This is a genomic window from Dyella nitratireducens (genome assembly GCF_014642835.1).
In the GTDB taxonomy this organism is placed as follows: domain Bacteria; phylum Pseudomonadota; class Gammaproteobacteria; order Xanthomonadales; family Rhodanobacteraceae; genus Dyella_B; species Dyella_B nitratireducens.
Window position 1 is genome coordinate 568517 of sequence record NZ_BMJA01000003.1, and the last position, 26375, is coordinate 594891.

Genomic DNA, 26375 nt, shown 5'->3' on the forward strand with positions numbered 1-26375 from the left:
AAGCCATGCGCTTGCGGGTTGTCATTCCGGCGAAAGCCGGAATCCAGTGTAAATACGCGTCCGAAGGACACAACACCTTTTATGCTGAGTGCTGCGCACGACGTATTGAACTGGATTCCGGCTTTCGCCGGAATGACGGTGAGGCACGTGGGAAGCGTGTCGAAAGTTATGCAGATGCTCGCCCTGATAAGGGAGGAGTAAAAGCTTTACTTCCCGACGCAATCCACCCGCCAGATCGAATCCGACCCATCATCCGTCACCAGCAACGAACCATCCGGTGCGGTAGTCAGACTCACCGGCCGCCCCCATACGCGTCCATCCGGCAACACGAAACCGGTGAGGAAATCCTCATACTCGCCACTCGCCTTGCCAGTGTGATGACGCGGAATGCGGATCACCTCATAACCCACGCGCGTCGCCTTGTTCCAGGAACCGTGTTCGGCAGCGAACACATCGCCATGGTACTCGGCAGGGAAATGATTGGCCTCATAGAAGGTAATTTGCAGCGATGCGTTATGCGGCTGCAGGATCACATCCGGCGTGATCACTTTGTCTTTCAACTCAGGATGCTTGCCTTCGTGGCGCGGATCCTGATGGCCGCCCATGTACCACCACGGCCATCCATAGAAGCCGCCTTCGCGCACGGACGTGATGTAGTCCGGCACAAGATTGTCGCCCAGGCCATCACGCTCGTTGACGGTGGTCCAAAGTTGCCCGTTGTTCGGATCGATCGCGATGCCGGAAGGATTGCGGATGCCCCAGGCATACACGCGCTGATTGGAGCCATCAGGATTGAACGCAAGAATATCCGCGCGGTTTTTCTCTGCGGGCGACGTGTCCGGATCATTGACGTTGGAGGCCGAGCCAACCGCGACGAACATCGTCTTGTTGTCGAGCGAAAAAGCGACGTCGCGCGTCCAATGTCCTTCGCCGGCCGGCAGGTCGGCGATGTGTTCCGATGCACCGCGCGCCTTGAGGTCACCGTTGCGATAGGGGAAGCGCACTACGGCATCCGTGTCACCCACGTATACCCACTGCGGATTCGGTCCCACCGGATAGAACGCGATGCCGTACGGACGATTGAGACCCGTTGCGAACACGGCCGTTTGCGCAGGCTTGCCATCCGCCGTCATGCCGCGATAGATGCGGACCTGGCCGCTGCCGCTTTCGGCGACGAAGATGTCGCCATTGGGCGCCGTGCGAATAACGCGCGGCGTATGCAGGCCCTCGGCAAACAGATTGACCTTGAAGCCCGCCGGCGCCTTGGGCAAAGCACCGTCGGGACGCGGTGCCATTTGCGGCGCGTTGCCGGCGGAGCGGGTGGCGTAAGGCGGCGGCAGATCATTCAGCGTGATCTTGCGCGACCGGCCGGGTTCTTCGTAGCGAAAATCCGTGAACGGCGGTGTCGGCGGCGGCGTGTTGATGGGTGAGTTGACGGCAGCTGTTTCCGCTGCCGCAGCCTTCACCGTCGGCAGCGTTTTCAGATACGTCACGATCTGCCAGCGCTGCTGCTCCGGCAAGCTGGCCCAGGAAGGCATGCCGTTGGCCACCGAGCCCTGGGTGATGAACCAGAACAACGCGCCCTCCGTTGCCTGCTGCGTAGCCCCTTGGCGCAACGCGGGAATATTGCCGCTGCCCTGCCCCGTGGCGCCGTGGCAGCTGGCGCAATACATGCCATAAGCCTGGCCACCTGCACGCGCGGCATCCGCCTGACCGTGATAGGGATTGCGTACGGATGACGCAGCAGCCGGTGCATCATGGAAACTGTCGGCGGCATACGCCATGGCCGCGAAAGCAAGGCCACTTGCGAGAACCAGGGGTACTGCGCGAGATGCTGCCGACCACACGAAAGAATGCTTCGTCATGAGCTGCCTCGGATCGCGGTAAACGGAAGGAGCTGCGCCATGCGTGTCGCGAACTGGCGCAAGCCATGGGAATTGTCAGACCATTACCGTTGCAGGTGGGTGCACGATGCTACGTGAAAATTGCCGATTCCAGTGACCCCTGCCATGAGTCATGCCTGATGCGCGGCGCGTCAGGCTTCTGAATCGTCATCGGGCTCCACGTCAATTTCACGGAAGTAGTGATCGATCAGGCTGCGCGCTTCCGCTTCCCATTGCGCGCCGCCGCCACTCGCCACGCCGTGGTGCTGGGGCTCTTCCGGAAAATAGATGACGCCGCTGCGCGAACCGGCGCCGCCATCGTCTTCGTGCGTGAACTTGATACCGCGGTACTCGCCGGACTGCTGATCGGAACTCATGCGTTGCGTGCCTGCCGGTGGTTCGTGAGGCCGCAAGTGTAAGTGAAGCAGGCTTCCTGGCAGAACAAGTCGACGATCAAAACGCCCCGATGCGTACCTTCGTGACGCTGGGCGCCAGGGGCCGGCGGTCAGAAACTGACACGCTGAGTACACCGAGGGCGATCCCGATCAGCGCCAGCGCAAGACCGGACGGCACGTCGTACAGGAACCGGACCAGCTTGGCGACGCCGTACCAGGAATGGGGATTGGTCACGAAATCGCAGGCCCCCGGGCAAACCCCATGAACCCATGCCATCACCGGCGGCTGCTTGGTCCAATGCCCGTCATGCAGCCACTGCAAACCCTGAAAACCCAACCACAACACCGATGCCATGTTCAGCATCACCGCGGCCAGCCATAGCGCAAAGGAAAAGCCTTCGCGAGCCAGTTCTTCCAAGCGCTTGGTTGTCATGGGCATGCCCCGGCGAATCGACGTCATGAATGCAAGGATTCATGCATAGGTCGTGCCTGTTCGGGGTTCGCCAGGGCAACGGGAAACGACTGCTCAAGTTGCTCATCACATCAGCCGATAGCACTCACAGCCCTCGCCCTTCGGCGAGGCTTCGCACACCACACCAAGGGGAATCCGCCATGACCCTATCGGTAGTCGAAGATCTGATGCTGCACAACCTCTCCTGCCCCCAATGCCGGGCGGCCGAGCCATGTCTGGTTGCCGAACACATCGAGGACAGTTGGCCGCGCCGCGTAGCGCTGGAAGCCGCCTCAAGTCTGCGCAAGATCAGCACGCTGGAAGAGCAGCACGCCGTCCTGCCCTAGCGAACAAACCCTAGCGAACAAAATATCGGCCCAATTTGACAGCCAGGTGGCACCCTCCGGAATGCCATATGGATGACCCCCGGCTCTATAGTCAACGGACATCCACCCTTAACAGTCTTCCAGACTGATGGCGTTGGCAGCGATTCTCCGCTTCTCGCTGCCGCGCCTCTTTTTTTGCCAGACGCCCAGTCCGCGCAGCTCAGAATTCAAATGCCGTGGAAGCCGCCGGCACGGGCCGATCACCGGCCAGCTGCCGTGCCATATCGTGCGACTTCTCCCAGGAATCGTTTTGCCCCAGCGCCTGGTACACGCGCGCTTCCACCCACGCTGCGCGCCAATCGGCCTGGCGCCACGAGGAAAGCTGGCCGCTGATCGCGACGGCCTGATCCACGTGCCCTGCCGCCAATAACGCCAGCGCATAGGATTTGCCGACGCTCACGATCGCTTCCGGCACACCCAGCCGATCCGCCAGCGCCATCGCCTGCTTGAGTTGGTCGAGCGCCTTGTCGTGTTCGCCATCGATCCAGGCTTGCGCAGCTTGCGCGCGCAGCACATAGATATGGGTCCAGTCGTTTTTGACCGGCAAGTGCGCGTCCCAATCCAGCATCGCGGCAATCTCGTGCTTGGCCTGGTCGCTCTTGCCGGCACGCTGCAGCGCTGAAATGCGGATCAGCCATGCTTCGGCGTAATCGCGCTGGTCGTCGTCCTGCAAGGCAGGAGTAAGTGCGTCGGTCGCGTACGCGGCGGCGTGCTCATTGTCGCCACGATCCAGGGCCAAACGCGCCAGGCATTTGTTGACTTCGCCACGCAGGCCCGCCTCTTTGGCAGCATCGGTTTCATCCAGCACTTGCTGGAACAATGCGATGGCTTCGGCGGTACGCCCGTTATCGGCCAATGCAGCGCCACGCACCATCGTCAGCTCGTGGCGCATGTCATCGCCGATAAAGCCGAAATCCTTGCTTTTTTCCTCCAGCGGCCAGAAGTGATCCGTGGTGCTCAATTCATCTGGAAATTTCAGCAGCATCTGCTGCGCATAAGCCAGCCCATCCAGCGTGGACGGCAGCATCGAACGCATGCCCATGCTTACGAACTGATCGTACGCATGCTGCAGCAAGGTCACGGCCGCATCGGGTTGTGAGCGGCGCAAGGCCAAATCGCCCATGGCCTGGTCTGCCTTGGCAACGCCGACGAGGTCGCCCGCCAGGGTGTAGTTCACTCGTGCGCGACCGATATCCGCCGTTGCTTCTTCCAGCCGCCACAAGTCGGTATGGATGTAGGAGCGAACCAGATAGGCCGTCGCGAGCGCCTCCATATCTCTTGGCCCGTGCGCAGCGCGGGCCGCTTCCAGTATCCGCACCGCCTGTTCGAGCGCCGCTTCACTGTCCGCGTTGCGACGCTGGTCGAGATAGATTTGACCAAGCACTGTAAGAATCTGGCCGCGCAGGATGGGATGCTGGTCTTCGGGCAAGCGCTTCAGCAATGCCTCGAGCCGTTGTTCGCACGAATCGTTACGCGCTTCATCGCAATCAATCGACGCCAAGGCATAGGCCAGTTCGGGCTGCTCGCGCAACGCCGGCGGCGCTTTCTCAAGCAGCTCTTTTGCCAACTGCGGCTGGCCGGCCAACCGCGTGGCGTCGACGCGCTGCATGAATTCCTCCAGCGCGTCGCCACGCGTGGACGACGGCTCGCCAGCGCCATAACCAAGCTGCGCCAATAGCAAGTCGCTGGCCGCACGGGTTGCCGCCAGCACGTCGCCGGCCGTGGATTCGGATGTCCAACTGCGGCCGTCCTTGCTTTTCGCATCCAGGTGAATGTGCCAACCATCGCCCGACAACTCCGCGCGCGGACGGATCACCAAAGCGAAGGAAGAAAGCCTGGTGTCCGACTCGTCACCGTTCTCCTTGAGCAACTCCAGCACCTCCTGGCTACTTTCGGTCGGTACCTTCGCATCGCGCAGGCGATTCGCGATCATGTCCATCATGCCCAGGTGCAGCCATTTCCAATCGTCCGGCGCCTGCACGTCGACCGGCAATACGATCGCCGCGCTGCGATTGAATTGAAAGCTGGCCTTGGCCGCCCGGCTGCTGAGCAGTTGCCAACTGGCGTAGAGCAAGGCAAACAAAAACGTGAAGAGCAGCGCTGCCAGCATGGAACGGCGCAGCGCCGGTGCTGGCGTCGGCTGGGTGGCATCGAACGTGCCGTCATGCGATGCCTGGTCGGGTACTGCGCCCTCCGTGGACACAGCCTCCAGCCGCACCACTTGCGTCTCCAGCATCCACCGATAACCCACGCGTGGCACCGTCTTGATGCAGTGCTGTTCGGTGCCCGCATCACCGAGCGCGCGGCGCAAGCGCACGATGGTTTGTGCAAGCAGGTTGTCGCTGACATCTGCACGCCCCCAGACGGCGGAGATCAGCTCGTCCCTTCCCACGGGACGCTCGCGGTGCTCGATCAGATAGACCAGGCAGTCGAACGCGCTCGCCGCCAGTTCGACCGGCTCACCGTTACGGCTCAGCTCGCGCGCCAGCGGATTGAGCTGGAACTCTTCGAAGCAAAAAACAACGGTAGCCGCCCCCTTGTCCGTCATTGTCCTTGTCTGCATCGACCCATTTTTGGGGATGATACATGCCTCATGACAAGCCGGTGATGACGGTGTGCATGCTGCCGTGGCTATTGATATGACGTTGGCATGGGTGCCTTGCTACGCCGCGATGGTTGCGTAGGTTGGGGTGCAAACCCCAACGTTGTCATGTATGCGGATATAGCGATGTTGGGGTTTTCACCCCAACCTACAAATGCCTCATCCATTCAGAAAACCATCGCCAGCGATGTCTCTATGGGCCTGTCGCCTGCCAGCTTCCGTGTCTTGTTCCACGACGTCTGCGCCGGATCCCCCTGCCCCAGCGCCTGAAACACACTCGCCTCCACCTGAGCGGCACGCCAATCCACGTTGCTCCAAGTGGAAAGCTGACCACTCACCGCCGCCGCCTGATCGGTATGCCCCGCAGCCAGCAAAGCCAAGGCATAAGACTGGCCGACACCCACCATAAACTCCGGCACACCCGACGAATCCGCCGCGGTCATGGCAAGCCTCAGCTGCGCCAGTGACTGCTCGCGCTGCCCTTCACCCCAGGCTTGCACGGCTTTCGCGCGCAGCAACCAAATCGCCACCCAATCATCGGGTTTCGACAGGCTGGTCACCCACGCTTGCATCGCGGATACGGCGCGCCTGAGTTCATCCGTCTGGCCGGCGCGCTGCAAAGCAACGGCATGGATATAGCAAGCTTCGGCGTAATCGCGCTGGTCGTACGCCTCAAGCACCGATCCTTGCAAGGCTTTGCTTATCCATGACAGCGCGGCTCGATCATCGCCACGCTGCAACGCAAGCTTGGCCAGCAGCATGTTCGTCTCCGCACGCAGGCCAGCTTCCACATCGGCATTCGCATCGGCCAGCGTGTGCTCGAGCAGGCTGGTTGCATCCGCTGTATGGCCGTTGTCGGCCAGCGCGACAGCGCGCGTTTTGCTGAGCTGGTGACGCGTGTAGTTGTCCACAAAATCCATATGTTTCTGGTCGAATGGCCAGAAGCGGTCGGTGGTCGCCAGTTCGTCGGTATATTGCAGCGACATTTTCTGTGCATCGGCCATCGCATCCAGCGCCGACGAAAGCAGCTGCCGCATTCCCATGCGCTGATATTGATCGTAAGCACGCTGCAATAAAGGCAGCGCCGTACCGAACTGACCACGCTCGATGGCGATTTCGCCCATCGCGCGATCCACCCTCGCCTGGCCGACCGTATCGCCGGCCAAGGCGAAATTGATACGGGCGCGGCCGAGATCGGCACTCGCTTCGTCCAACTTGCCCTGGTAATTCTCCAGGTGGGAACGATCCAGATAGGCCTCGGCGAGTGCATCGGCGTCCTTCTGGCCCTGCAGCAGCCGCACCGCTTCGTCGAGCGCCGTTTCTCCTTTATCCAACTGATCCCTGCGCCGATAGGGAAACCATAGCGCCGTGAGCACCTTGCCGCGCAACACTGGCTGGGTGGCAGGAGACAGTTGCTTGCGCAGATCGGTCAGCGATGTTTCGCACGCGTCGATATTCCCTTCCACGCAATAAAGCTGAGCCTGCGCAAAGGCCAGTTCGGGTGTATGGCGCAGCGGCGGCGGCGCCTTGTCGATCAGCTGATGGGCAAGCTGAGGCTGCCCCGCCAGCTGCGCGGCTTGAACACGTAACAGATATTCCTGCTGCGATTCGCCGCCACCTGCCATGTTCCCGGGCTCGGCATTGAAGCCAAGCTGCGCCAGCAGCAGATCGCTGGCTGCGCGCGCGGCGGCCAGCACATCCTCGGATGAGGATTCTGCCTGCCAATCGCGACCATCCTTGGCCTTGGCATCCAGATGTACATGCCACCGGTTATCGGACAGCGCGACGCGTGGCGTCACCACCAGCGCAAATGGCGCCAACTGAGCGCTGGTCGCCGTGTCTGCCTGCTTGAGCATGTTGAGCACGTCCCGGCTGTTCTCGGTCGGCACCTGGGCTTGACGCAGCTGCATGGAGATCAGATCCATCAGCCCAAGATGCAGCCATTGCCAGTCGTCGGATGCCTGCACCTCGACCGGCAGCACGATGGCCGTACCCTGGTTGAAATGCATCGGCGAATGCGCCTGCCTGGGCTGCGAGAACTGCCAAACCACGTAGCCGGTCGCAACGATCAAGGTAAGCGCCAGCGCCAGCAAGAACGGGCGCCGCACGCGTTGCTCAGGCGCGTCGACAACGATGGCGCCTGCATCATCCGATTCCGGCTCCGGCACAGGCATCGTCGACCCGGCAGACTGGACCTCCACCGAGGTCTCCAGCATCCAGCGATAGCCCACGCGCGCCATCGTTTTGATGCAGCGTTGCTCGGTGCCCGCATCGCCCAACGCACGCCGCAAGCGCACGATGGTTTGCGCAAGCAGGTTGTCGCTGACGTCCGCGCGTCCCCACACCGCGGAAATAAGTTCGTCCCGACCTACCGGGCGCTCGCGGTGTTCGATCAGATAGACCAGGCAGTCGAACGCGCTCGCTGCCAAGACGACCGGTTCATCGTTTCGGCGCAATTCCCTGGTAAGAGGATTGAGCGAGAAATCGCCGAAATAGTAAACGTGGGTCCCCATGGCCTGAAGTCTACCATCCACGGATCACGCCCCTTGTTTCATACGGTGCGACTGCCACGTTGCCTCGTCGCCGAAGCGCCTTGCTGCGGCGACATCGCATAGCTTTATAAATAGCGTGTCCAGGTAATCGTGCTGGTATTGCTGCCATTGGAACCCGCCGTGGCCGAGGTACAACTCTGCATGCACGGTACGGTGCCTGGTTTGTAGGTGCCGGGCAGCTGATTCATGTTCATCAGCGTGGCGCCGCTGATGTTGTTCGGCGTGTTGTCGTTCGGGTTCTGCGCAGCCGCGGTGATCGAACCGTTGATGGTGGTGCTGCCGCCGGTATTGAGCACGTTGCCGGCCATCACGCTGCCGTTGATCACCGAGCTCGCACCCACGTTGATATCGCCGCCGGAGAACGTGCCGTCGACATAGCCGCCGGCCAGCAAGGCGACGTTACCGATCGAATTGTCGAACAGCTGCTTGTTGGCGGTATCGCACAGATTGGTCGGATACATGCCGGCGAAATCCGCTTGCTGTGTCGCGTCCAAGGTGAGTCCTGCGGGCGTGACGTTGGCGCACATTTCGTCGTAGCCGGCGTAATTCGGTGCATCGATGCGAAACGCACCAGCGGTGTTGATGTTGCCGGTGGCAATCGCCGTATCGAGGTAGTAGCCGCCGTTGAAATCGAGATCGCCCTGGAACCACAGGATGCCGCGCGCCAGGCTCTTGCCGCTGAGGGTCCACACACCATTGTTATAGGAGAAGCAATTGTTCTCTTCCGATTGGCCCTGGCAAATCGTATGCGCCGGCGTCACCGGCTCCAGGCATTGACCGATACCGTTGTTCACGCTATTGGGAACCAGCTTGGTGCACAGAAAATCCTCGTAGCCGCGCCAGGGCGCTCCATTCAAGGATGAGCCCGGATACCAGCCCAGGTAATACGTGCCGTTAGGAATATTGGCGACATTCGACACCGTTACCTGGATGGCGCCTTGCACGAACTGAAACTGATAGTTGGCGAGCGATTGCAATGCGTAAGCGTCGATGCCTGGCTGGGAAATCGTGACCGGCGGCAGCGGCGTAATGGTAATGGTCGGTACGGTCACGACATAGCCGGACTGCTGCGTAACGGTGAACCCCGAAGAACGATTCAAAACGTTGTTGAACTTGCCACCGATCGTCGCCGAACCGGGCTGCCAACTATTGAGCGTGAGATCGCCGCCGGCCTTGATCGTTGTGCTCTCGCCGTCGTTGACGTTGTCGAACACATTGCCTGGCGTCGTAACGGTTGCCACGCCAGCGCCGTTCAAGGTGACATTGCCACCGGCGGTGATGCTGGTCTGGTTGTTACCACCGTCATAGATCACATTGCCATTGGCCTGGATGGTGGAAACACTACCGCCCGATCCCGTCCAATCGACGTTGCCCTGAGTGGTGATGGTACCGATCTTCACGCCGCCGGCCGGCACGTTGACGTCGCCAATCGCGGTGACACTGGTGGCATTGCCGCCATTGAAAGTCACCGACCCGTTGGCCTGGATGACGAACGGATTGGCGCCGCCGTCGATGGTGACGTTGCCCAATGCATTGATCAGATCGGCACTCGCGGCGCCCGTCACCGTAACATCGCCATTGGCATAAATCTGATTGACGTGAATACCGCTGCCCACCGTCACGTTGCCGGTGGAGCGGATGCTGTTGACGCCCGTGATCGTGGCATTGTCCAGTGTCACGTTGCCCTGCACGTTCAAGTTGGCGTTCTGCGCGCCACCAAGCACGGTGATGCCGCCGGTAAGATTCAAATCCTTGTAGAAGTTGAGCGTGTCGACATTGACGGAAGCATTCCCGTTGCTGTTGTTGCTGCCGGTTCCCTTGGTCGCATTCGGCGTGACGTTATAGACCACCTGCAGGGTGGCCTTGCTGGCGGCTGGCGTTCCCGTGGCCGCGCCGGCCGTGATGTTCGCCACCACCTGGTAGGTCGTACCGCTTGTACCCGAGCTGGACGACGTCGGCTTGATGTTGAGAATGGTGACGGTCATGTCATCGCCAGAAACCTGCAACGGGCCGGATTTCAACGTGGCCATGTTCGCCGCGGCGAGATAGCGGCGCACCACTTCCGCATCCATCCAGGTGGAACCTTGCGCAGGCGTGATCGAGTGCAGGCTGAGCTGCCCTTCCTGCGAGCTGCGCACAGTGTGCACCACGCCCATGGTGGTGACGGTCATCGCCAAACCCACCAGCAAGACCAGCAGCAGGTTCATCACGCCTCGCTGGCGCGACGGCGAGACGTGTTGCTTGGCACGTCGCATTAGTTGGTTCCTTGCTGCTGGAAATTGGGCAGGCATACCGAGAAGGTCGGCACGTTGGTGACGGCGGAGCTGGTTGACGTGGCGCTGGTGGACGAACCGGCGGGGTTGTCACCGGAAGATCCGGAGGAACCCGATGAACCGCCGGAGGAACCGGAAGAACCTGATCCACCGTTCCCGTTGCCCTTGTCGGCGCCGTAGTCGTTGCCCTGGCCGTTGTCGCTGTGTTGGCTACCGTCGCCTGAATTGCTCGAACCGCTGCTCGAATCGCCGGAACTGCCGGGAAGATTGGTCTGCCCACTGTTCGCCTGCTGTTGCGTCGGCAGGTAATAACTCAGCTGCAGGCTGCTGCCTGACGTGGTCTGCTGCTGATAAGGCCAGCAACTGCCCGCGTTGGCCTGGAACATCGACAGTGGCCCCAGGCTTTTTGTCGGTGCAAGCTGCTGGGGTTTCCATGTCACGCTCTGCCAATTGGCGGCGCTCTTGCAACTCGTCGGCGGCAGTAACTGCAGACCGTCCGCGGTGACGATCAGCCCTTCGCACATATAGCCCGCAGGATCGATCGTGCCAGTTGCCGCCGTGGGGTTGAAGCCCCAAATCACCGCATTGCCGTTGGCCGCCGCGCTGTAGGAGGTCAACGCAGTGCCCTTGAGCTTGCTATCGGTCGTCAACGTGGCATTGCTCAACACCACCAGGTCAGTACCCACCGCGGCTCCGGCAATGCCAAAGCCCGCCTGCTGGATTTCCTCCTGCGCGGCCAGCGAACTGGTCGCCACCTGCCCATCGCGCAAGGATTGTTCGTTGATACTGCGCGCTTCGGTAACCAGGTTGCGATAAAGCGTCAGCATGGCAGCGATGCTGATCAGCCCGACGGCCAAACCCACCAGCGTGCTGATCAGAGTGAAACCGGTAGACCGCCCGCGTGCAGCGATCAGCTTTGCTTGGTAGCGCATGCCGTCACTCCCGTCGCAATGGCAGAGGCGTCCGTTCCCACCACGATAGAGCCGTCGAAAGCCGTGTTGCTCTGAGGAATGCACAACACCACGCTGGAAGGCTGCGTCACGGCAATGCCGCCCACGGTGATCGAGCTGCCCGGGAGACACTGCACTTGTACGGGATACGACGTATTAGTCAGCGGCAAGGTGATCTTGGCTTGGGCGTTGTTGGCCTGTCCCGGGCAAAGCGTCGATCCGTATTGCTGCAGCAGCAAGCGCATCTGGCTCGCCGCCACGCCGTCGACACGCGTGTTTTTTGCGCTCACCGTCATGCGGCCCACCGCGTAGGCCGTACCTGCGCCAATGAAACCCATCACGAGTACGCTGATCAATGCTTCCAGCAACACGTCGCCGCGTTGCGACCTTGGTTTACGGCTGAAATACATTGAATGCCTCCTCCGAACCAACATTGACGTCAACGTATGCGTGGTTTGGCGATGCCTGCATGCACGAGAGGCCGGACAACGACGTCACCAGCAACACCCCTCGCTCGTTATAGGCCGCGCATTGGAACGGAATATTCGTATTGGTCAGCACGACCGACGCATCCGACGAAATTTGCTGCGTCCAGTCGGACTGGTTGGTGCAAGCAATCTGCTTGTTCGTATCCGCACCGACGACACTCAGTTGCTGTCCGATCAAGCACACGGCAGCGGCCGGCAAGCTCTGGTCGGTCAACGCTTGCGGATTGCGCAGCGCCAGTGCTTTCGCGCGCCCCAGCGCTTCGGCCAGCTTGCCTGCGCTGTCACGCTGATGCGCGGACTGCACCCATTCACGCGCCAGCGGCACGCCCAATGTGAGAAGAAAGGCCACCAATCCGATGACCACCATCAGCTCGATCAGCGAGAAGCCGAGCGCTACGCCCCTGTTGCGTATCGTCATGGCTCACCAGGTGGTTATGGAACCGCAGCCGGAAACGGAACCCGTTGCAGTGCTGTCCAGCGTCAACTGACAGGTTGCAAGCGAGCCGCCAATACCCTGCGCCGTCAGCGTGTAAGACGTCGCCGTGGATTTGAGCGTGTACGTAAAATTGGCCGCTTGCGAAGGAGACCAACCCTTATAGAAACCCTTGATGTCGTCGGTCGTAATACTGCCGTGGCTGCCATACACCAGATTTCGCTGCAACTCGTTTTCGAGATTGAGCGCCAGCGCCATCAGATCAGCCTTCGCTGCCTGCACTTTCGCGCGGGTGAGGTAATTGCCGTAGGCATTCACCGCGATCACCGCCAGGATGGCGACGATCACAATCACCACCATCAGCTCGATCAAGGTGAAGCCGCGCTGCGAGCGCGTACTGTTCATAAGGATTTCCCCTAACTTACTTATGTCACGTGAGCATCGTCTTGCAGCCTGCACGGCCAACTAACCGTGCCACGCGGCAGCGAACGATGCGTGCCAGACATGCACAAGCCATTTTTCTACAGTTTTTTACAGCGTTTTCTTCGCAACGTTTCCGGTACCGGATGGCGATGATTTGCTCGATTCCGATTGTTAAGAATCGTAGAGCTGTGCTGCCAAGCAAACCATGGCATTACCCAACCCAATCTCTGTCACAGTGGGACATGCGACACATAATTTTTCCCCGTTATTTGCGCGACCGGGCGCCGATGACCTCAAGTGACAGTTAATCGACCCGCAAAGGCGATGGTCGTCATCCATACGTAAAGCGATCATGCGCACCACACCACGATGAGCGCACTGCAGCGGCATGGATATCGCACCGCGCTCATCACGACTCCCTACAGTCACGACCGTTACGCCGCCGCCTGGTTGAAACACATGCACGAACCTCTTGTCGCCAATGCCACCTTTCGAAGGCTGGCGGAGCTCCGCGCGATTTGCGACCGGGAGCTGGCCGATCTTTGCCAGAACTATCCTGAAATCAGTCTTGCCGTGGTCGCTACGGCCGATGCGCGGCTGATCAGCATGCGTTCTTCCATCCAGCAAGATGGCCATCGCATTGCAGCCATGGCCGGCTCGCTGCTGGGCTTGTGCGAATCGCTGGCGCGCGAGCTTGCTGCCGGCAGTTGCCAATCCACCGTGGTGTCGATGGACCAGTACACCTGCATCTTCGTGCGCATTGCCGATCCACGCCACCCGCTGGCGCTGGCGATCGGCGTGGGACACAACATCCTGCTGGCGCTTTCGCGCCGCCTGGCGCTGGATCTGGCCACGCGCATTTCTTCCCACGTGCAGAACATGACGTAAGCACGCCTCACTCCCCTTCCTCCTCTTGCGTACGGAACGAACAACATGAGTCATTTCAGCCTTGAAACGCTGCGCACCATCGACGGTTACATCGCCGGCGCCCTGGTCGACGACGACAGCGGCATGCTGATGGCGGGCGACAGCCTCGCCGACATCGACCTGGAATTGGCCGCGGCCGGCAATGCCGAAGTGGTGCGCGCCAAGCGCAAGGTGGCCGCGGCGTTGAAACTCAACGACACGATCGAGGACATCCTGATCAGCCTCGAGCGCCAGTACCACCTCATTCGTCCACTGGCGACCAACAAGCACGTGTTCCTGTACGTGATCATCGATCGGCAGAAGTCGAACCTGGCGATGGCGCGCCATCACTTGAAAGCATTCGAGAAGACGCTCGACTTTTCTTGATCGAAAGCGCCCGGCTGCATCATGACGGAAGCAAATACCATGCATATCAAGCTCGGCACGGCGGGTCTCTCCGACGAGCTGGCATTGCGCTTGTCGCTGGCGTGCGGATTGCTGGCTGCCTCGCAAATCCACGTCGACATCCAGGACTGGCGGGGCAACGAAAGCGACATCCTGATCGTCGACATCGACAGTGGCCATGGCCGCCTGGCTTATGAAGTGGCGGCGCGGCGCAATCTTCCAGTGATGGTTTTTCCGCGCAGCGGCGATAGCGAAACATCCTACCCTTCGAAACTCGACCGGGACGCTCCCGCCGCCGCCATTGCACGGGCGCTGCAAGAAAAGCTGCAGCCTTCGTCGGAACCGACCTCCGACGACGTGCAAGGCTTGCTGGGCATTTGCATCCGCGAAGCCGGCTGCCATCAGGATCTCTTGGTAAAGCGCGGCAGCATTGCACTGATCTTGCGGCATGCCGCGGGCCGCATCATCACGCGTTCGGTCAGCGACGTGCCGGCAGCGGAAACGCGCCTGCTGGAAAACGCCTGGCTGTGCGTGGTGCGCCCTGCGAACGATCCTTATGCCAACGAGTGGCTGGTATCGCGCAGCCTGGAAAGCTTTCTTATCAATGCCTGTGCGAGGCACCGGGCCAGCCTGCCCTCGCTCGGCGGCAAGTTGTATCGGCTTACGCGCTGGCCCGATCTTGGCAGCGTGACGGAGAACGAAGAAGCGCTGCGCCTTTCCGCGCTGCTGCAACGCTCCGCCTGGTCGGCCGATGCGTTGGCGCAACACACCGGCATCGCCGCCCACCACATCAATGCGTTCTTCTGGGCGACGCTGGCCAGTGGCGCGCTCGCTTGCGCCGACGGCAGCACGGTGACATTCGCTGCGCCGCCTGCGGCAGCTTCCACGGCCTCTTCCCTCATTCAACGCGTAGCACGGCACTTCGGGCTGAAGCTCGGTTATTCGCATGCTTGATTCTGAAAAGACGATCAAACTCCTGTTCGCAGGCCCGCTTGGCTCCGGTAAAACCACGGCGATTCGCGCCATTTCCGATACCCCTCCCGTGTCGTCGGAAGTGCCATGGACGGATGCCGGGTCCAGCGAAAAAACCAGTACGACAGTTGCGCTCGACTACAGCACCATCCAACTCAACCCGGACGAGACCTTGCATGTGTATGGCTTGCCGGGTCAGGACTACCTGGACTTCATGGGCCCGATCGTCGGCCCCGGCGCACTCGGCGCCGTGTTGCTGCTTGATGCCTCCTCGCAAACCCTCGCGCAGGATTGCCGCACGGTGGTCGAACAGCTGGCGCGCATCGACCCGAGCCTCAAGTTCGTGATCGGCATCAGCAAGAGCGATATCACCCCCAGCTTTTCGATGGAAACGATGTACGCGCTCGCGCGACGGATGAGTTTGTACGTGCCGATGTTCTGTATCGATCCGCGCGATCCGGCGCAGGTGCGGCAGTTGGTGCGGGCGTTGTTGTATTTGCTGTGACACCGCTTCCGGCAAACCAGTCCTCTCTCCCCTTCCTCACCGTCATTCCGGCGAAGGCCGGAATCCATGCTTCGTACTGGCGATGGATTCCGGCCTTCGCCGGAATGACGGCTCGCTAAAGATCGACGCTCAACGCAAGCTACATACATCAAGCTACATGCATAGCGATGTTGGGATTTGCACCCCAACCTCTGCATTCACCATCACGCCACCTGCGCCATCCCCCGCTCCAACTTGTACGGCAACTTCGCCCGATACTGACTCGGCGACTCCCCCGTCCAACGCCGGAATGCACGCGTCAAATTCGCCGCATCCGAATATCCACGGCGATTGGCAATCTCATCGATCGTCATCGTCGTATTCAACACATCACGCAACACTTCCTGCTTGCGCGCCTCGTCCACCAACTGGCGGAAGTTGAAGCCCAGATGGCGCAGCTTGCGCTTCAGCGTGCGGCTGGACATGCACAAGGCCTGCGCCACTTCTTCCATGCCGAGATACGTGCCGTCTTCCAGCGGCAACAAGCCCTTGATGCGCGCGATCAGGCAGTTGTTCTGGCCGAGCGAGATGCGCTCGCGCTCGCAATGCTGTTTCACCTGATTCAGCACCAGCGTGTGCGCGGTGGACAGCGGCAGATCGAGGTAGGTGCTGGGCATGCGTACCTGGCACAGCCCGGTGGAGAAGCGCACCTTCGGCAGGCGATCGGCGTAAGTGGCGGCGTAGGACGGCTCTTCGTCCTTGAACCACATCTCCACTTCCGGCAACTCCTGCTGGGTCAGGTGGGTGGAAAGGCGTGCCGTCATGGTGGCCAGACGCTCCAGCGCAAAGTTGCGCATGAGGGCGCCGGGGGCCAGGTCCTGGATGTTCAGCTCGGCCAATCCGTCGTGTTCGTGCAGGTAGATGCAGAACGAGGTGGTGCGCACGTCCAGATAGCCGGTCCACAGGCGCAGCGCATCACGCAGGGTGCGGCAGCTCATCAGCCCCAGTCCCAGGATGCCGTGCCAGGTCAGCGTGCAGCGCAGGCCGAGCTCGAAGCCGAGACCCTGTTCGCCGGTCAGGCGCACCGCGTTTTCACTCAACGCCGCGTCTTGTTGCGTGGTGAGACGCAAATCGCCTTCCAACTGGGCCGATCCGATGCCCGTGTCGGCCAATGCCTGATCCACGCCGATACCCAACAGCTCAAGGTACTCAAGCAACCCAATCGCATATTCCGCCGAGACGTCGCCCCGGTACCACTCGTTCATGACCCAGCCCTCTGTGTTCAATCTCCGAAGGCCGGCCGACCCAGTTTCGACCTGTCACCCTCGGAAGCGGTGTGGATCATCGGGACGGATGTCATGTCACGCATGCGCTTTGCCTATGCGGACTATGCGTTTGCCATGACAAGCTTTTAAATCAGCAAGTTAGGCGTACAAAAAAGCACTGGATTCGCGCCGTTCGAGCCGGCTAAAACAGCCCGGAACATGGCCTGTCATGTCTGGTGATGACGGGTCATGGGCTTGTCCGGTCGTTTCAGGGATATATGACCCCTTCGGACAAGCGGTGACCTGTAGTGACCGATGCCTGCGTTTTTCCGAATCGGCCGGATTGCCTAATCGTCGTGGGTTGGAGTGCCAACCCCAACGTCGCCCTCCATGTTGGGGTTGGCACCCCAACCTACGAGCACGCTCATACATATGTATGTATGGTTCCGGGCCGCAGCGTCCCTCACAACGGCCCCTAAGCACAGCAATGTGTCCCACCAGGCCCTGCGATTCCGTCGTGCCGGCTCCTACACTTCCCATCCACCCAATCACTCGCCGCATCCATTCCGTCCATGCGGTTTCGCGGACTTCATGGCGCGAATCGCGGCGAGTTCCCGACTCTGAAACTGATGTGGCTTTCTCCCGCAGAGTCTCCGGTTGGACTGGCGGGGCCGGCAGAGCGTGTTGTCTGGCTTTGTCGGCCCCGTTTTTATCGCGCCGCTGGTTGCGGCCTATCCGAGCACCTTCGATTCAGCGCGTAGGTTGGGGTGCAAACCCCAACATCGCCTTCTCCATCCAACCCAAAGTTGGGGTTTGCACCCCAACCTACGATCGTGCCGCGACCGACGGCCGCGGCACGATGGTTCCCGATCAGATCGGCGCGTTGGCTTGCACGCTGCTGAACTTCACAAACGCATGGCTGCAATCCACCGGCGCCGGGCTCGCGGTGATGGAACCGTCGAACGACACACCCGTACCGTGCTGCTGCGTCAGATCCTGCGCAAAGCTGACTGGGCCCGGCCCGAAGGTAAAAACCGTATTGGCCGGCAACACGCTCGGGCTGCCGTTGTGGCCCTTCATGTACGTGGTCGGCTGTGCGCCATCGAACTGCACGTTGCTCAACGCGATCTGCAGCGGTTCTTTCGCATAGGCGGCGAACACGGCCTGGCCACCACCGTAAGCCACGCTGCCCAGGTCATGCAGGCCATTGATCGTGACGTTCCTGAACCAGGGATACTTCTTGCCCTTGGAAGAGCTGTAGTAGCTGTCGAAGACCAGCGGCTGGCGCACGTTCTGCATGCACACGCCCTGATAGGTCACGCCATTCACCACGCCGCCGTGGGATGCATCGGACTTGATGCGAATACCCACGCCATTGGGACTGTCGTGGCCATCCACCACCAGGTCCTGCACGGTCACATCGCTCACGCCGGTGTTGGTTTCGCTGCCGACCGACAGGCCGTGCCCGTAATACAGATGATCGTGTGCGAACAGCAGATGCTGCGAACCAGTACCCGAACCGGCCTTCACCGCCACGTGATCGTCGCCGTCGCTGATGTATGAATACGCCAGCACGATGTGGCTGGATTCGCCCGGATCGAAACCATCCGTGTTCTTCACCGTATCCGGCGTGAAGCAGGTGGCGTAGGTTCCGGACACCTGGTCAGGCGTGGTGTTCTTCGGGCAAGCATACGCACCCTGCGTATAAGCCGCGCTCGGCGACAGAATCTTGATGCCCCACGCCGTCACGCCATCGAGCTTGTCGAGCACGACATGCATGTTCGGCGAGTTCTGGAACGTCACGCCATACAGCGTGAAGTTGCTGCCGCCTTCCACGTCCAGCAGGCGCGGATTGTGCTGCGTCACATTGGCAGTCTTGGTCTGATAGGCAACATCCCACCAGGTTTTCACGCCGGCATTCTGGCCGGAGGTAAGCACGGCGCCACCGCGTCCATCGATCACACCCTCGCCGACGATACCGGCACCCGTCACCTTGCTCGCGCTGATCAGCGCATTGCACGACGCGGTGGCATCGGTGTTGGCAATGCCGCACAGACCCACGCCATTGTCGTAGTCAGCCGGATTGCGCGAACCGAACACGGTCACGCCCTTGTCGATCCACAGCGTCACGCCGGACTTCAGCGTGATCGGCCCGATCAGGAAGCCGGATTGACCCGCATCACCTTGCACCAGATGCACCGCTTCGCCCGAGGCGCACTGATTGATCTTGCCCTGCATGCTGGCGGTGTCTGGCGCCGACTTGGCCGGATCGCTATCGAGCGAAGCCGGCAGCAAGCCGTTTACCGGCGTCTGCGTGGCTTTGACAACAGCGCACACTGCCGTGGCAGCAGGCAGCAACGGTTCATTGACCGTGGTGCCCCACGGCGTCTGCAGGCTGGTGGTTTGCGCCGCGCAGGCAAACGCAACCGTTCCCAGCACAGCGCAAACCGTGCGAGACAATACTTTCTGCGATAAGGGACGTGCTCTCATGCAATGCTCCGATGGGTGGGTACAACAAAGATTTTTTTCAAAACCGGCGCAACAAGACTCAGAGCGCCGCGCATGCACTCGTGAAAACAATGGAAGGGATCGATGCATCGGTCTCACGATGGACCGACCGAAGGACATTCGAGCCAGACAGCTAACGATGTCGACGCTATGACATGTTTTGCCCGACGCGCAGCCGCCGCGCACATGTAGCCATGCCAGCAGGCACTCGTTGTTCCCGCACCATCAGCCCCCTGAGTCGTGTGCGTGACAAGTCAGCGCCATGGCGCCGCTGCCGTGATGCACACATGCTAGCGATGCGCACAACGACTTTTATTGATGGCTCTCATAAATCACATAAATCACGATTGTCAGGTGATTTTTCACATTGTCCTTAACTGACAATTCTGCGCGTAGCCTTCGAAATTACACTCGCAAAAAGAAACGCTCCGGCAGCCATGCTGCCGGAGCGTCGAACAAGCGCAGTGTGATGGAAGCTTCCGCGCCGCCGCTCGTGCATCGGCAAACAAGCAGCCGTTGGCGGCCGGAAACGGATGCCCTGCCGTGCTTCGAGATCTGCATTCCGTTGCGCTTCGACCGCAAGAATGTCGGCATGCTTGTGCTCATGAGCCATCACGCGAGCTGGAAGTGTTCGCACTGTTGCCGCGCGGGTTGACCAATGCGGCCATCGCCAAGCGGTTGGGTATCGCTGCGAGCACGTTGAAAAGCCACGTCGAACGCATTTTGCAGAAGCTTGGTTGCGCGGATCGTACGCAGGCGGCGGTGCATGCGGCCAAGTGCGGCTTTCACTGAAAACGCATCTCTGCGAGATACACGGCCGCCCGCGTCGGTGTATTTCAGCGCGAGTCGTCATTCCGGCGAAGGCCGGAATCCATGGCAAGTGCGAAGCATGGATTCCGGCCTTCGCCGGAATGACGTGAGGCAAGGACATGCCTTGCGGCAAACGTCGACTGCGATGATTTTTGCGCCGCAACAGACACTTTTGTAATACCGACCGACAATTAAGATAAACCGCCTTTTGCTATACGTGCTCGATGCCACGATCACATGGGAGGAACGGCATGCGTCATCGGCTTTTGAAATGGGTTTTGACCGGCTCGGTATGCGGATTCACGGCGTGCACGATGGCAGCAGGCGCCGACCGTCACACCTGGGTGGACACCTGGGCAGCTGCACCAGACACCGCCGGCCCTGTACTGAACGCGCAAACCGTGCGCCAGATCGTGCGCACCAGCGTGGGCGGCTCGGAAGTACGCATCCGGCTTTCCAACCTGTTCGGCAACGTGCCCGTCACCCTCGGGCCGGCGCATATTGCGTTGCATGCTGACGGCGCCAATACCGTGCCCGGCAGCGATCACGCGCTGCTGTTCAACGGCCAGTCCACGGTGACCATCGCGAAAGGCGAAAGCGTGCTGAGCGATCCGGTAAAGATGGAGGTGAAGCCGCTGCAGGAATTGGCCGTGAGCCTCTACGCACCGGCTGACGCGCCATACCACGCGTCGACCACCCACAATGCCGGCCTGGCCACCGCCTTCATCACTGAAAGCGGTGATGCTACCGCCACCACGCAGTACCCGCAGGGTGAAGTGAGTGGCATGCGCTTCTTCCTTACCGACGTGGAAGTCTCCGGCCCTGCCGCAACATCCACCGTCGTCACCTTCGGCGATTCCATCACCGATGGCGTGGGCTCGACGTCGGATGCCAACACGCGCTGGCCCGACTACCTGGCTGCACGCCTGCAAGCCGATGCAAAGCGCTCATCCATCGGCGTGGCGAATGCCGGCATCGGCGGTAACCGCATCCTGCACGACAACTACGGCCCCAGTGCCCTCTCCCGCTTCGATCGCGATGCACTGGACAAGCCCGGCGTGCGCTGGATCGTGCTGCTGGAAGGCATCAACGATATCGGCGGCTCGGGCTACGCGTGGGATGCCAAGGACAAGATCTCCGCGCAGCAGCTTATCGAAGGCATGAAAACCCTGATCGCCCGTGCCCATGCGAAACACGTGAAGATCTATGGCGCCACCTTGACGCCTTACGGCGGCAACGGCTGGCCTTATCACAGCGTTGCAGGCGAAAAGACACGCGAGGAAGTGAATGACTGGATCCGCAACGCCGGCGCGTTTGACGGCGTGGCGGATTTCGACAAAGCCATTCGCGATCCATCCGCGCCGGAAAAAATGCTACCCGCCTATGACAGCGGCGATCATCTGCATCCCAGCAGTGCGGGCTACAAGGTGATGGCTCAGGCGATTGATTTGAAGTGGTTTAGCGCGCCATAAACCATCGGACGACTCGCATAAAGCGAGTCGTCATTCTGATGCGGGTCCACTGCTGTCCGGGGAAAGTTTTGCCGAGCTCGGAAAACTGTCCTTCTATGGGCGGCTTTGGCAAAGGAATGCAGCGAGGAACTTGTTCTCAACATAGTCTTCAACCTTGCCTTATTGTCATTCCGGCGAAGGCCGGAATCCATGGCAAGTGCGAAGCATGGATTCCGGCCTTCGCCGGAATGACGGTGAGGTACTACGAAACTTCCCCGGACAGCAATGGGCGCAGGCCGGAATGACATCGGGCAAGATGTAAACCATCGCGCTACAGCGTAGTTCTCTCACCGCTTCGGCACAGCGATCCGCACCAGCCACACATCATGCGTATGCAGTGCAATCGGCTGGTGATCCTGCAGCGTCACCGCCTTCCCCGTCCATAAATCCTCGCCCTGCTGCGTTCCACGCAAGCCAAGCTTGGCCAGATCCAGATGGAACGGGTGCGTACCTGCATAACGCGTACCGCCAACATTGAATACGGCCACCGCCAGTGCACCGCCCTGCAAGGGGCGCGTCCACACTTCCGTTTCGCCGTCGGCATAGGCGCGGGTTGCCTGCTTGCCGAGCGCATCTTGATCCACCGCGATCACATCGCGGCGAGTGAGAATATCCCGCACCGCCGGTGACATGTGCGACAGGTCGTTACCCGCCAGCAGCGGCGCGGCAAGCATCGCCCACCAGCTGAAATGCGAACGATTTTCTGCGGCGGTGAGCTGGCCGTTGCCAACCTCCAGCATATCCGGATCGTTCCAATGGCCAGGACGTGAATAAGCCGCCAGCCCCGCCTGCTGCGAAGCCAGCGCGTAGATGCGATCCCAGTCAGCGGAGATATCACCCGTGGTACGCCACAGGTTGCCGCCGACGCGCGGATCGGATGCCCACTCCCACACCGCATCCATGCCGTACTGGCACAAGGAATACACGATGGGACGATGCGTGGTGTCCAAGGCATCGCGCATCGTCTCGTAAGCACTTTCCATCAGCCGCATCTGCGCTTCTGGATCGTTCGGCGCCTTGGCCTTCATCACGTCCAGATAACTGCACAAGTCATACTTGAGATAATCCACGCCCCATGCGGCGTAAGTCTGCGCATCCTGTTTTTCGTGGCCGAGCGAACCGGTGTAGCCCGCGCAAGTCTTGGGGCCCGGCGAACTGTAGATGCCGAGCTTGAGGCCTTTGGCATGCACGTAATCGGCCAATGCCTTCATATCCGGGAAACGTGCGTTGGAATGAATCACGCCCTTGGCATCGCGCTCGCCCTGCCAGCCATCGTCGATATTCACATAGATATAACCGGCATCACGCATGCCGCTGCTGACCATCGCATCGGCTGCTGCGCGCACGTCGGCGTCGGTGACTTTCTCGGCAAAATAATTCCAACTGTTCCAGCCCATGGGTGGTGTTTTCGCCACGGGCGTTTCAGCACGCACGCTGGTGGCCAGCAGAGTGAGCACTGCGACAGCAATACACGAAAAGCGCATGGATGACCTCGCTGTTGAGTGTTGGCAGGCATAGCAACGTGCATGCCGCTTTGCGCGCCAGATATTAAGTTCGCGATACACGAACGCAAGCATTTTTTCGCATTCTCGCCGCAATGTGTTCGATTGTGCAGACATGCGCATCTCTCGTGAAAAATTTTGATCAAGACCCGCTCCTGATGCCTGGCCAATGATCTTCGCCGTGACGGCGCACACGGATGTGTGCCGTCGTGCAGGCATCCATCCAACACGGCAACGCGTCATTGAAATGCGTTGGCAGACAAGAACGAAGGGGAGAACAACATGTCGAAACATCCGATCGCCGTGGCGATCCTGGCCGCGCTGTCGCTCGTCATGGCTGCCGGTCTGCAAGCGCAAACGACGGTAACGCCGCAGGACAGCACATCGTCGCAAGACAACGGGCCATCGTCCGGCAGCAACAAAAAAGACAAGGCCAAGAACCTGGATACGGTGATCGTCAGCGGGTCGCTGATCAACAACGCGCAAATCCAGACAGCCACCCCCACCTACACCATCACGGCACAGGACATGCAGGCGCGCGGCTACAACAGCGTCGCAGACGTGCTGCAGAACTCGGTCTTCGCCACCGGCACGGTGCCGGGTTCGCAGACGCCGGGGTTCAACCAGGGCTCGCAAACCTTCAGCTTCTACGGACTGAATCCGGAATACACGCTCACCTTGCTGGACGGCAAGCCGATCTCGCAATTCGGCCAGCTCTACGGCGGCGTGAGCGATTTCACCAATGTCGGCAATATCCCGATGAGCATCGTCGACCACATCGACATCCTGCCCGGTGGCGGCTCGTCGATCTACGGCTCGCAGGCGATCTCGGGCGTGGTGAACATCGTCACCAAGCAACATATGGACGGCGCCGATGTAAGCGTACGCACCGGCAACTACAGCCTCGGCGGCGGCGCCAATCAGCGCGTTTCCGTATCGTTCGGGCATCAGTTCGGCAGGCTGGATGTGGTCGGCACGTTCGAATTCTTCAATCAATCGCCCGCGTGGTATTACCAGCGCGACCTCACCACGGCGGCGCCGCGTCCCATCATCGTGGCAGCGATGTGGGATTACGGCACAGGGCTGGGCAGCCCATTGCAGGGTTTTGTTCCGCCACCCAATGGATGCGGCGCGTTGAGCGGCTTGTTCGCGGGCACCACCACGCAGGTATACCGCGCGCCATATAGCGGCAGCTTCTGCGGCTCGCCCAAAACCTATAGCTACGGCACCTTCATCAACCAGGCCCGCAGCTACAGCAGCATGCTGAAGCTGCGCTACGCGCTCAACGACTACGTACGCCTGTATGGCGACGTGCTGGCGAGCTGGCAACAGCAGAAGTTCACCGCGGGCATCGCCTATAACTGGTGGGGTCCGGCTGATCTTCCCGGCGGCATGATCGAAGATGCCACCACGCACCACGTGCTGTATCCCGAGCGTTTCTTTGCACCGGAAGAAGTGGGCGACAACAACTACAACGGCTTGTTGCGCCAGGACGATCTGATGTACCAGGCCGACCTCGGCGCCAATGGCACCTTCGGCGATTCGGATTGGAACTGGGATGTGTATTTCCTGCGCTCCGGCGAACGCACCACCGATCTCAGCCCCCTGCATCCGGCCGCGGCCGTGGACGGCTTTTTCGAATCCATGCTCGGGCCGGTGGTGGGTGTCGATCCCAACACCGGCTACAACATGTATCACCCCAACTACGCTGCATTCTTTTCACCCATCACGCCGGCGCAATACAACAGCTTCACGATCAACGTGAACGCGCTGTACAACACCTGGATCAATGACCTGCGCGGCACCGTCAGCAACGACAGCCTATTCCATTTGCCGGGCGGCGACGCAGGCTTTGCATGGCTGGTGGAAGGTGGCAACCAGGCCTGGTACAACCCGGTGAATCCGCTGGTGGCGGACGGATTGCTCTGGGGCAATACCGGCGTATCCGGCGGCGGACAGCGCGACCATGTCGCCTCTGCGTTCCAGCTGAACTTGCCGGTGCTTTCCCAGCTCACGCTCGATCTTTCGGGGCGCACCGATCGCTACACCGTCAAGGACGGATCACCCAATACCAAGTTCACCTATAAGATCGGCCTTGAATACCGCCCGTTCGAGACATGGCTGATTCGCGGCAATTACGCCACGGGCTTCATTGCACCGGACATGTCGTCGATCTTTCTTGGGCCGTCCGGGCAATACAACAGCGTGACGGATTACTACCAGTGCGCAACGAAGGGCAACAACCAGAACTGCACGGCCGACTACACCGATGGCGTGAAGATCAATGTGCTGCCCAGCAAGAAGCTGCAACCCACCAACTCCGCAAGCTGGACCTTCGGCACTGTGTGGGCACCGGTGCGAAACCTGAGCCTGAGTGCGGATTTCCTGCATATCGCCATCAACAATGAAATCCAGCTGCAAAGCTCGGACATGCTGATGCGTCAGGAAGCGCAATGCCGGCTCGGCCAGCTGCCGTCGGATTCGGCCGTTTGCCAGAGTGCTTACGCGCAGATCGTCCGTAGTCCGTATACAGGTCAAGTCACCAACCTTGACCTGTATTACATCAATATCGCCAACGAAGTGACCGATTCGGTCACGGGGGAAGCCAAATACCTGTTTGATCCAACCCGCCTTGGCACGTTTGCCGTGCAGTTGGATTACAACGACATGCTCAAGCATCAGTTTCAGGAATACCCGGGGACGACACCGATCAACCAACTCACCAATCCGCTGTGGAGCACGGAATTCAAGGATCTGGCGAGCGGCTCCCTGAGCTGGTCATGGCATGACACATGGCGCAGCACGCTGTACTGGCATCGCTACAGCCCGACGCCGAATTATGTCGCGTTTACCTATGGGCCCACGTATCCGGGCGCGGGGCATTTGCCGCCGTGGATTCTTTACAACTGGAGCGTGGGTTATTCGCCGACGAAGAACCTGGATCTGTCGCTGATGATCAATAACATGTTCAACAAGATGCCGCCGTCTGATGCCGGTTATCGCAGCAGCCGCACGTTCCCGTATTTCAACAACTACAACTACAACATCTATGGGAGGGAGATCATGTTGCAGGCGGATTATCGGTTTGGAAAAAAAGGGTGATGTTTTCTTGCCTTCGGAGAGACGGTTTGTCCTGAAGGTAAGCGTTACTCACGGCCGCCATTCCCGCGAAAGCG

20 protein-coding genes and 1 pseudogene are annotated in these 26375 nt (G+C 60.4%); 8 read left to right on the plus strand and 13 right to left on the minus strand.

Annotation, left to right across the window (positions count from 1 at the left end):
- Positions 1 to 206: 206 nt before the first annotated feature.
- The 3 genes from IEX75_RS18375 to IEX75_RS18385 all read right to left on the minus strand — a co-directional run bounded on the left by IEX75_RS18375 (position 207) and on the right by IEX75_RS18385 (position 2711).
- Complete coding sequence (locus IEX75_RS18375; protein WP_229720946.1) at positions 207 to 1865, minus strand: PQQ-dependent sugar dehydrogenase; 1659 nt, start codon at positions 1863 to 1865, stop codon at positions 207 to 209.
- A gap of 170 nt (positions 1866 to 2035) precedes the next feature.
- On the minus strand, positions 2036 to 2260 hold the full coding sequence (locus IEX75_RS18380) for a hypothetical protein (protein WP_188796405.1): 225 nt from the start codon (positions 2258 to 2260) through the stop codon (positions 2036 to 2038).
- A 76-nt stretch (positions 2261 to 2336) separates the two neighbouring features.
- Positions 2337 to 2711 carry a hypothetical protein gene (locus tag IEX75_RS18385; RefSeq protein WP_188796408.1) on the minus strand — a complete coding sequence of 125 codons (375 nt, stop codon included), beginning with the start codon at positions 2709 to 2711 and terminating at the stop codon, positions 2337 to 2339.
- Positions 2712 to 2890: 179 nt separating this feature from the next.
- Here IEX75_RS18385 and IEX75_RS18390 point away from each other — a divergent pair, with 179 nt between their 5' ends.
- Positions 2891 to 3076, plus strand: a complete 186-nt coding sequence (locus tag IEX75_RS18390; protein ID WP_188796410.1) for a hypothetical protein — start codon at positions 2891 to 2893, stop codon at positions 3074 to 3076.
- A 199-nt stretch (positions 3077 to 3275) separates the two neighbouring features.
- Here IEX75_RS18390 and IEX75_RS18395 read toward each other — a convergent pair whose 3' ends face one another.
- The 7 genes from IEX75_RS18395 to IEX75_RS24235 all read right to left on the minus strand — a co-directional run bounded on the left by IEX75_RS18395 (position 3276) and on the right by IEX75_RS24235 (position 12818).
- Positions 3276 to 5663 (minus strand): winged helix-turn-helix domain-containing protein, encoded by a 2388-nt coding sequence (locus tag IEX75_RS18395; protein ID WP_188796412.1) that lies wholly within the window; start codon positions 5661 to 5663, stop codon positions 3276 to 3278.
- Positions 5664 to 5884: 221 nt separating this feature from the next.
- Entirely contained in the window at positions 5885 to 8251 is a 2367-nt protein-coding gene (locus IEX75_RS18400; protein WP_188796414.1) for a winged helix-turn-helix domain-containing protein, read from the minus strand.
- A gap of 83 nt (positions 8252 to 8334) precedes the next feature.
- Positions 8335 to 10524, minus strand: coding sequence for a hypothetical protein (locus IEX75_RS18405; RefSeq protein WP_188796416.1), 2190 nt, complete (start codon positions 10522 to 10524; stop codon positions 8335 to 8337).
- Complete coding sequence (locus IEX75_RS18410; RefSeq protein WP_188796418.1) at positions 10524 to 11474, minus strand: PilW family protein; 951 nt, start codon at positions 11472 to 11474, stop codon at positions 10524 to 10526. The genes IEX75_RS18405 and IEX75_RS18410 overlap by 1 nt, the downstream gene beginning before the upstream one ends.
- Positions 11453 to 11902 carry a type II secretion system protein gene (locus tag IEX75_RS18415; RefSeq protein ID WP_188796420.1) on the minus strand — a complete coding sequence of 150 codons (450 nt, stop codon included), beginning with the start codon at positions 11900 to 11902 and terminating at the stop codon, positions 11453 to 11455. The genes IEX75_RS18410 and IEX75_RS18415 overlap by 22 nt, the downstream gene beginning before the upstream one ends.
- Entirely contained in the window at positions 11886 to 12398 is a 513-nt protein-coding gene (locus IEX75_RS18420) for a pilus assembly FimT family protein (protein ID WP_188796422.1), read from the minus strand. Before IEX75_RS18420 ends, IEX75_RS18415 begins: the two co-directional genes overlap by 17 nt.
- A 3-nt stretch (positions 12399 to 12401) precedes the next feature.
- A complete protein-coding gene (locus tag IEX75_RS24235) occupies positions 12402 to 12818 on the minus strand; it encodes a type IV pilin protein (RefSeq protein WP_188796424.1) in 417 nt (138 codons plus the stop codon).
- Positions 12819 to 13205: 387 nt separating this feature from the next.
- On the opposite strand from IEX75_RS24235, the gene IEX75_RS18430 reads away from it, so the two are divergent.
- From IEX75_RS18430 to IEX75_RS18445, 4 genes are read left to right on the plus strand one after another with little or no spacing between them, the layout of a single operon-like run.
- On the plus strand, positions 13206 to 13724 hold the full coding sequence (locus tag IEX75_RS18430) for a roadblock/LC7 domain-containing protein (RefSeq protein ID WP_229720947.1): 519 nt from the start codon (positions 13206 to 13208) through the stop codon (positions 13722 to 13724).
- A 45-nt stretch (positions 13725 to 13769) separates the two neighbouring features.
- Entirely contained in the window at positions 13770 to 14129 is a 360-nt protein-coding gene (locus IEX75_RS18435; RefSeq protein ID WP_188796429.1) for a roadblock/LC7 domain-containing protein, read from the plus strand.
- A 39-nt stretch (positions 14130 to 14168) separates the two neighbouring features.
- Entirely contained in the window at positions 14169 to 15101 is a 933-nt protein-coding gene (locus IEX75_RS18440) for a hypothetical protein (protein ID WP_188796431.1), read from the plus strand.
- Positions 15094 to 15624 (plus strand): GTP-binding protein, encoded by a 531-nt coding sequence (locus tag IEX75_RS18445; protein ID WP_188796433.1) that lies wholly within the window; start codon positions 15094 to 15096, stop codon positions 15622 to 15624. Before IEX75_RS18440 ends, IEX75_RS18445 begins: the two co-directional genes overlap by 8 nt.
- A 203-nt stretch (positions 15625 to 15827) precedes the next feature.
- Here the strand turns inward: IEX75_RS18445 and IEX75_RS18450 are convergent, their stop codons facing one another.
- Together IEX75_RS18450 and IEX75_RS18455 are read right to left on the minus strand one after the other, a co-directional pair.
- Positions 15828 to 16868, minus strand: coding sequence for an AraC family transcriptional regulator (locus IEX75_RS18450; RefSeq protein ID WP_188796435.1), 1041 nt, complete (start codon positions 16866 to 16868; stop codon positions 15828 to 15830).
- An 870-nt stretch (positions 16869 to 17738) separates the two neighbouring features.
- On the minus strand, positions 17739 to 19358 hold the full coding sequence (locus IEX75_RS18455; RefSeq protein WP_188796437.1) for a glycoside hydrolase family 28 protein: 1620 nt from the start codon (positions 19356 to 19358) through the stop codon (positions 17739 to 17741).
- 633 nt (positions 19359 to 19991) lie between these two features.
- Between IEX75_RS18455 and IEX75_RS24245 the strand changes: the two are divergent.
- Positions 19992 to 20168: pseudogene (locus IEX75_RS24245) on the plus strand (response regulator transcription factor); the annotation flags it as partial.
- 269 nt (positions 20169 to 20437) lie between these two features.
- Entirely contained in the window at positions 20438 to 21658 is a 1221-nt protein-coding gene (locus IEX75_RS18465; protein ID WP_188796441.1) for an SGNH/GDSL hydrolase family protein, read from the plus strand.
- Positions 21659 to 21984: 326 nt separating this feature from the next.
- Here IEX75_RS18465 and IEX75_RS18470 read toward each other — a convergent pair whose 3' ends face one another.
- A complete protein-coding gene (locus IEX75_RS18470; RefSeq protein WP_188796443.1) occupies positions 21985 to 23181 on the minus strand; it encodes a glycoside hydrolase family 27 protein in 1197 nt (398 codons plus the stop codon).
- 300 nt (positions 23182 to 23481) lie between these two features.
- Here IEX75_RS18470 and IEX75_RS18475 point away from each other — a divergent pair, with 300 nt between their 5' ends.
- Positions 23482 to 26301: a TonB-dependent receptor plug domain-containing protein gene (locus tag IEX75_RS18475; protein WP_188796445.1), complete on the plus strand. Its 2820-nt coding sequence runs from the start codon at positions 23482 to 23484 to the stop codon at positions 26299 to 26301.
- The last annotated feature ends 74 nt before the right edge of the window (positions 26302 to 26375 follow it).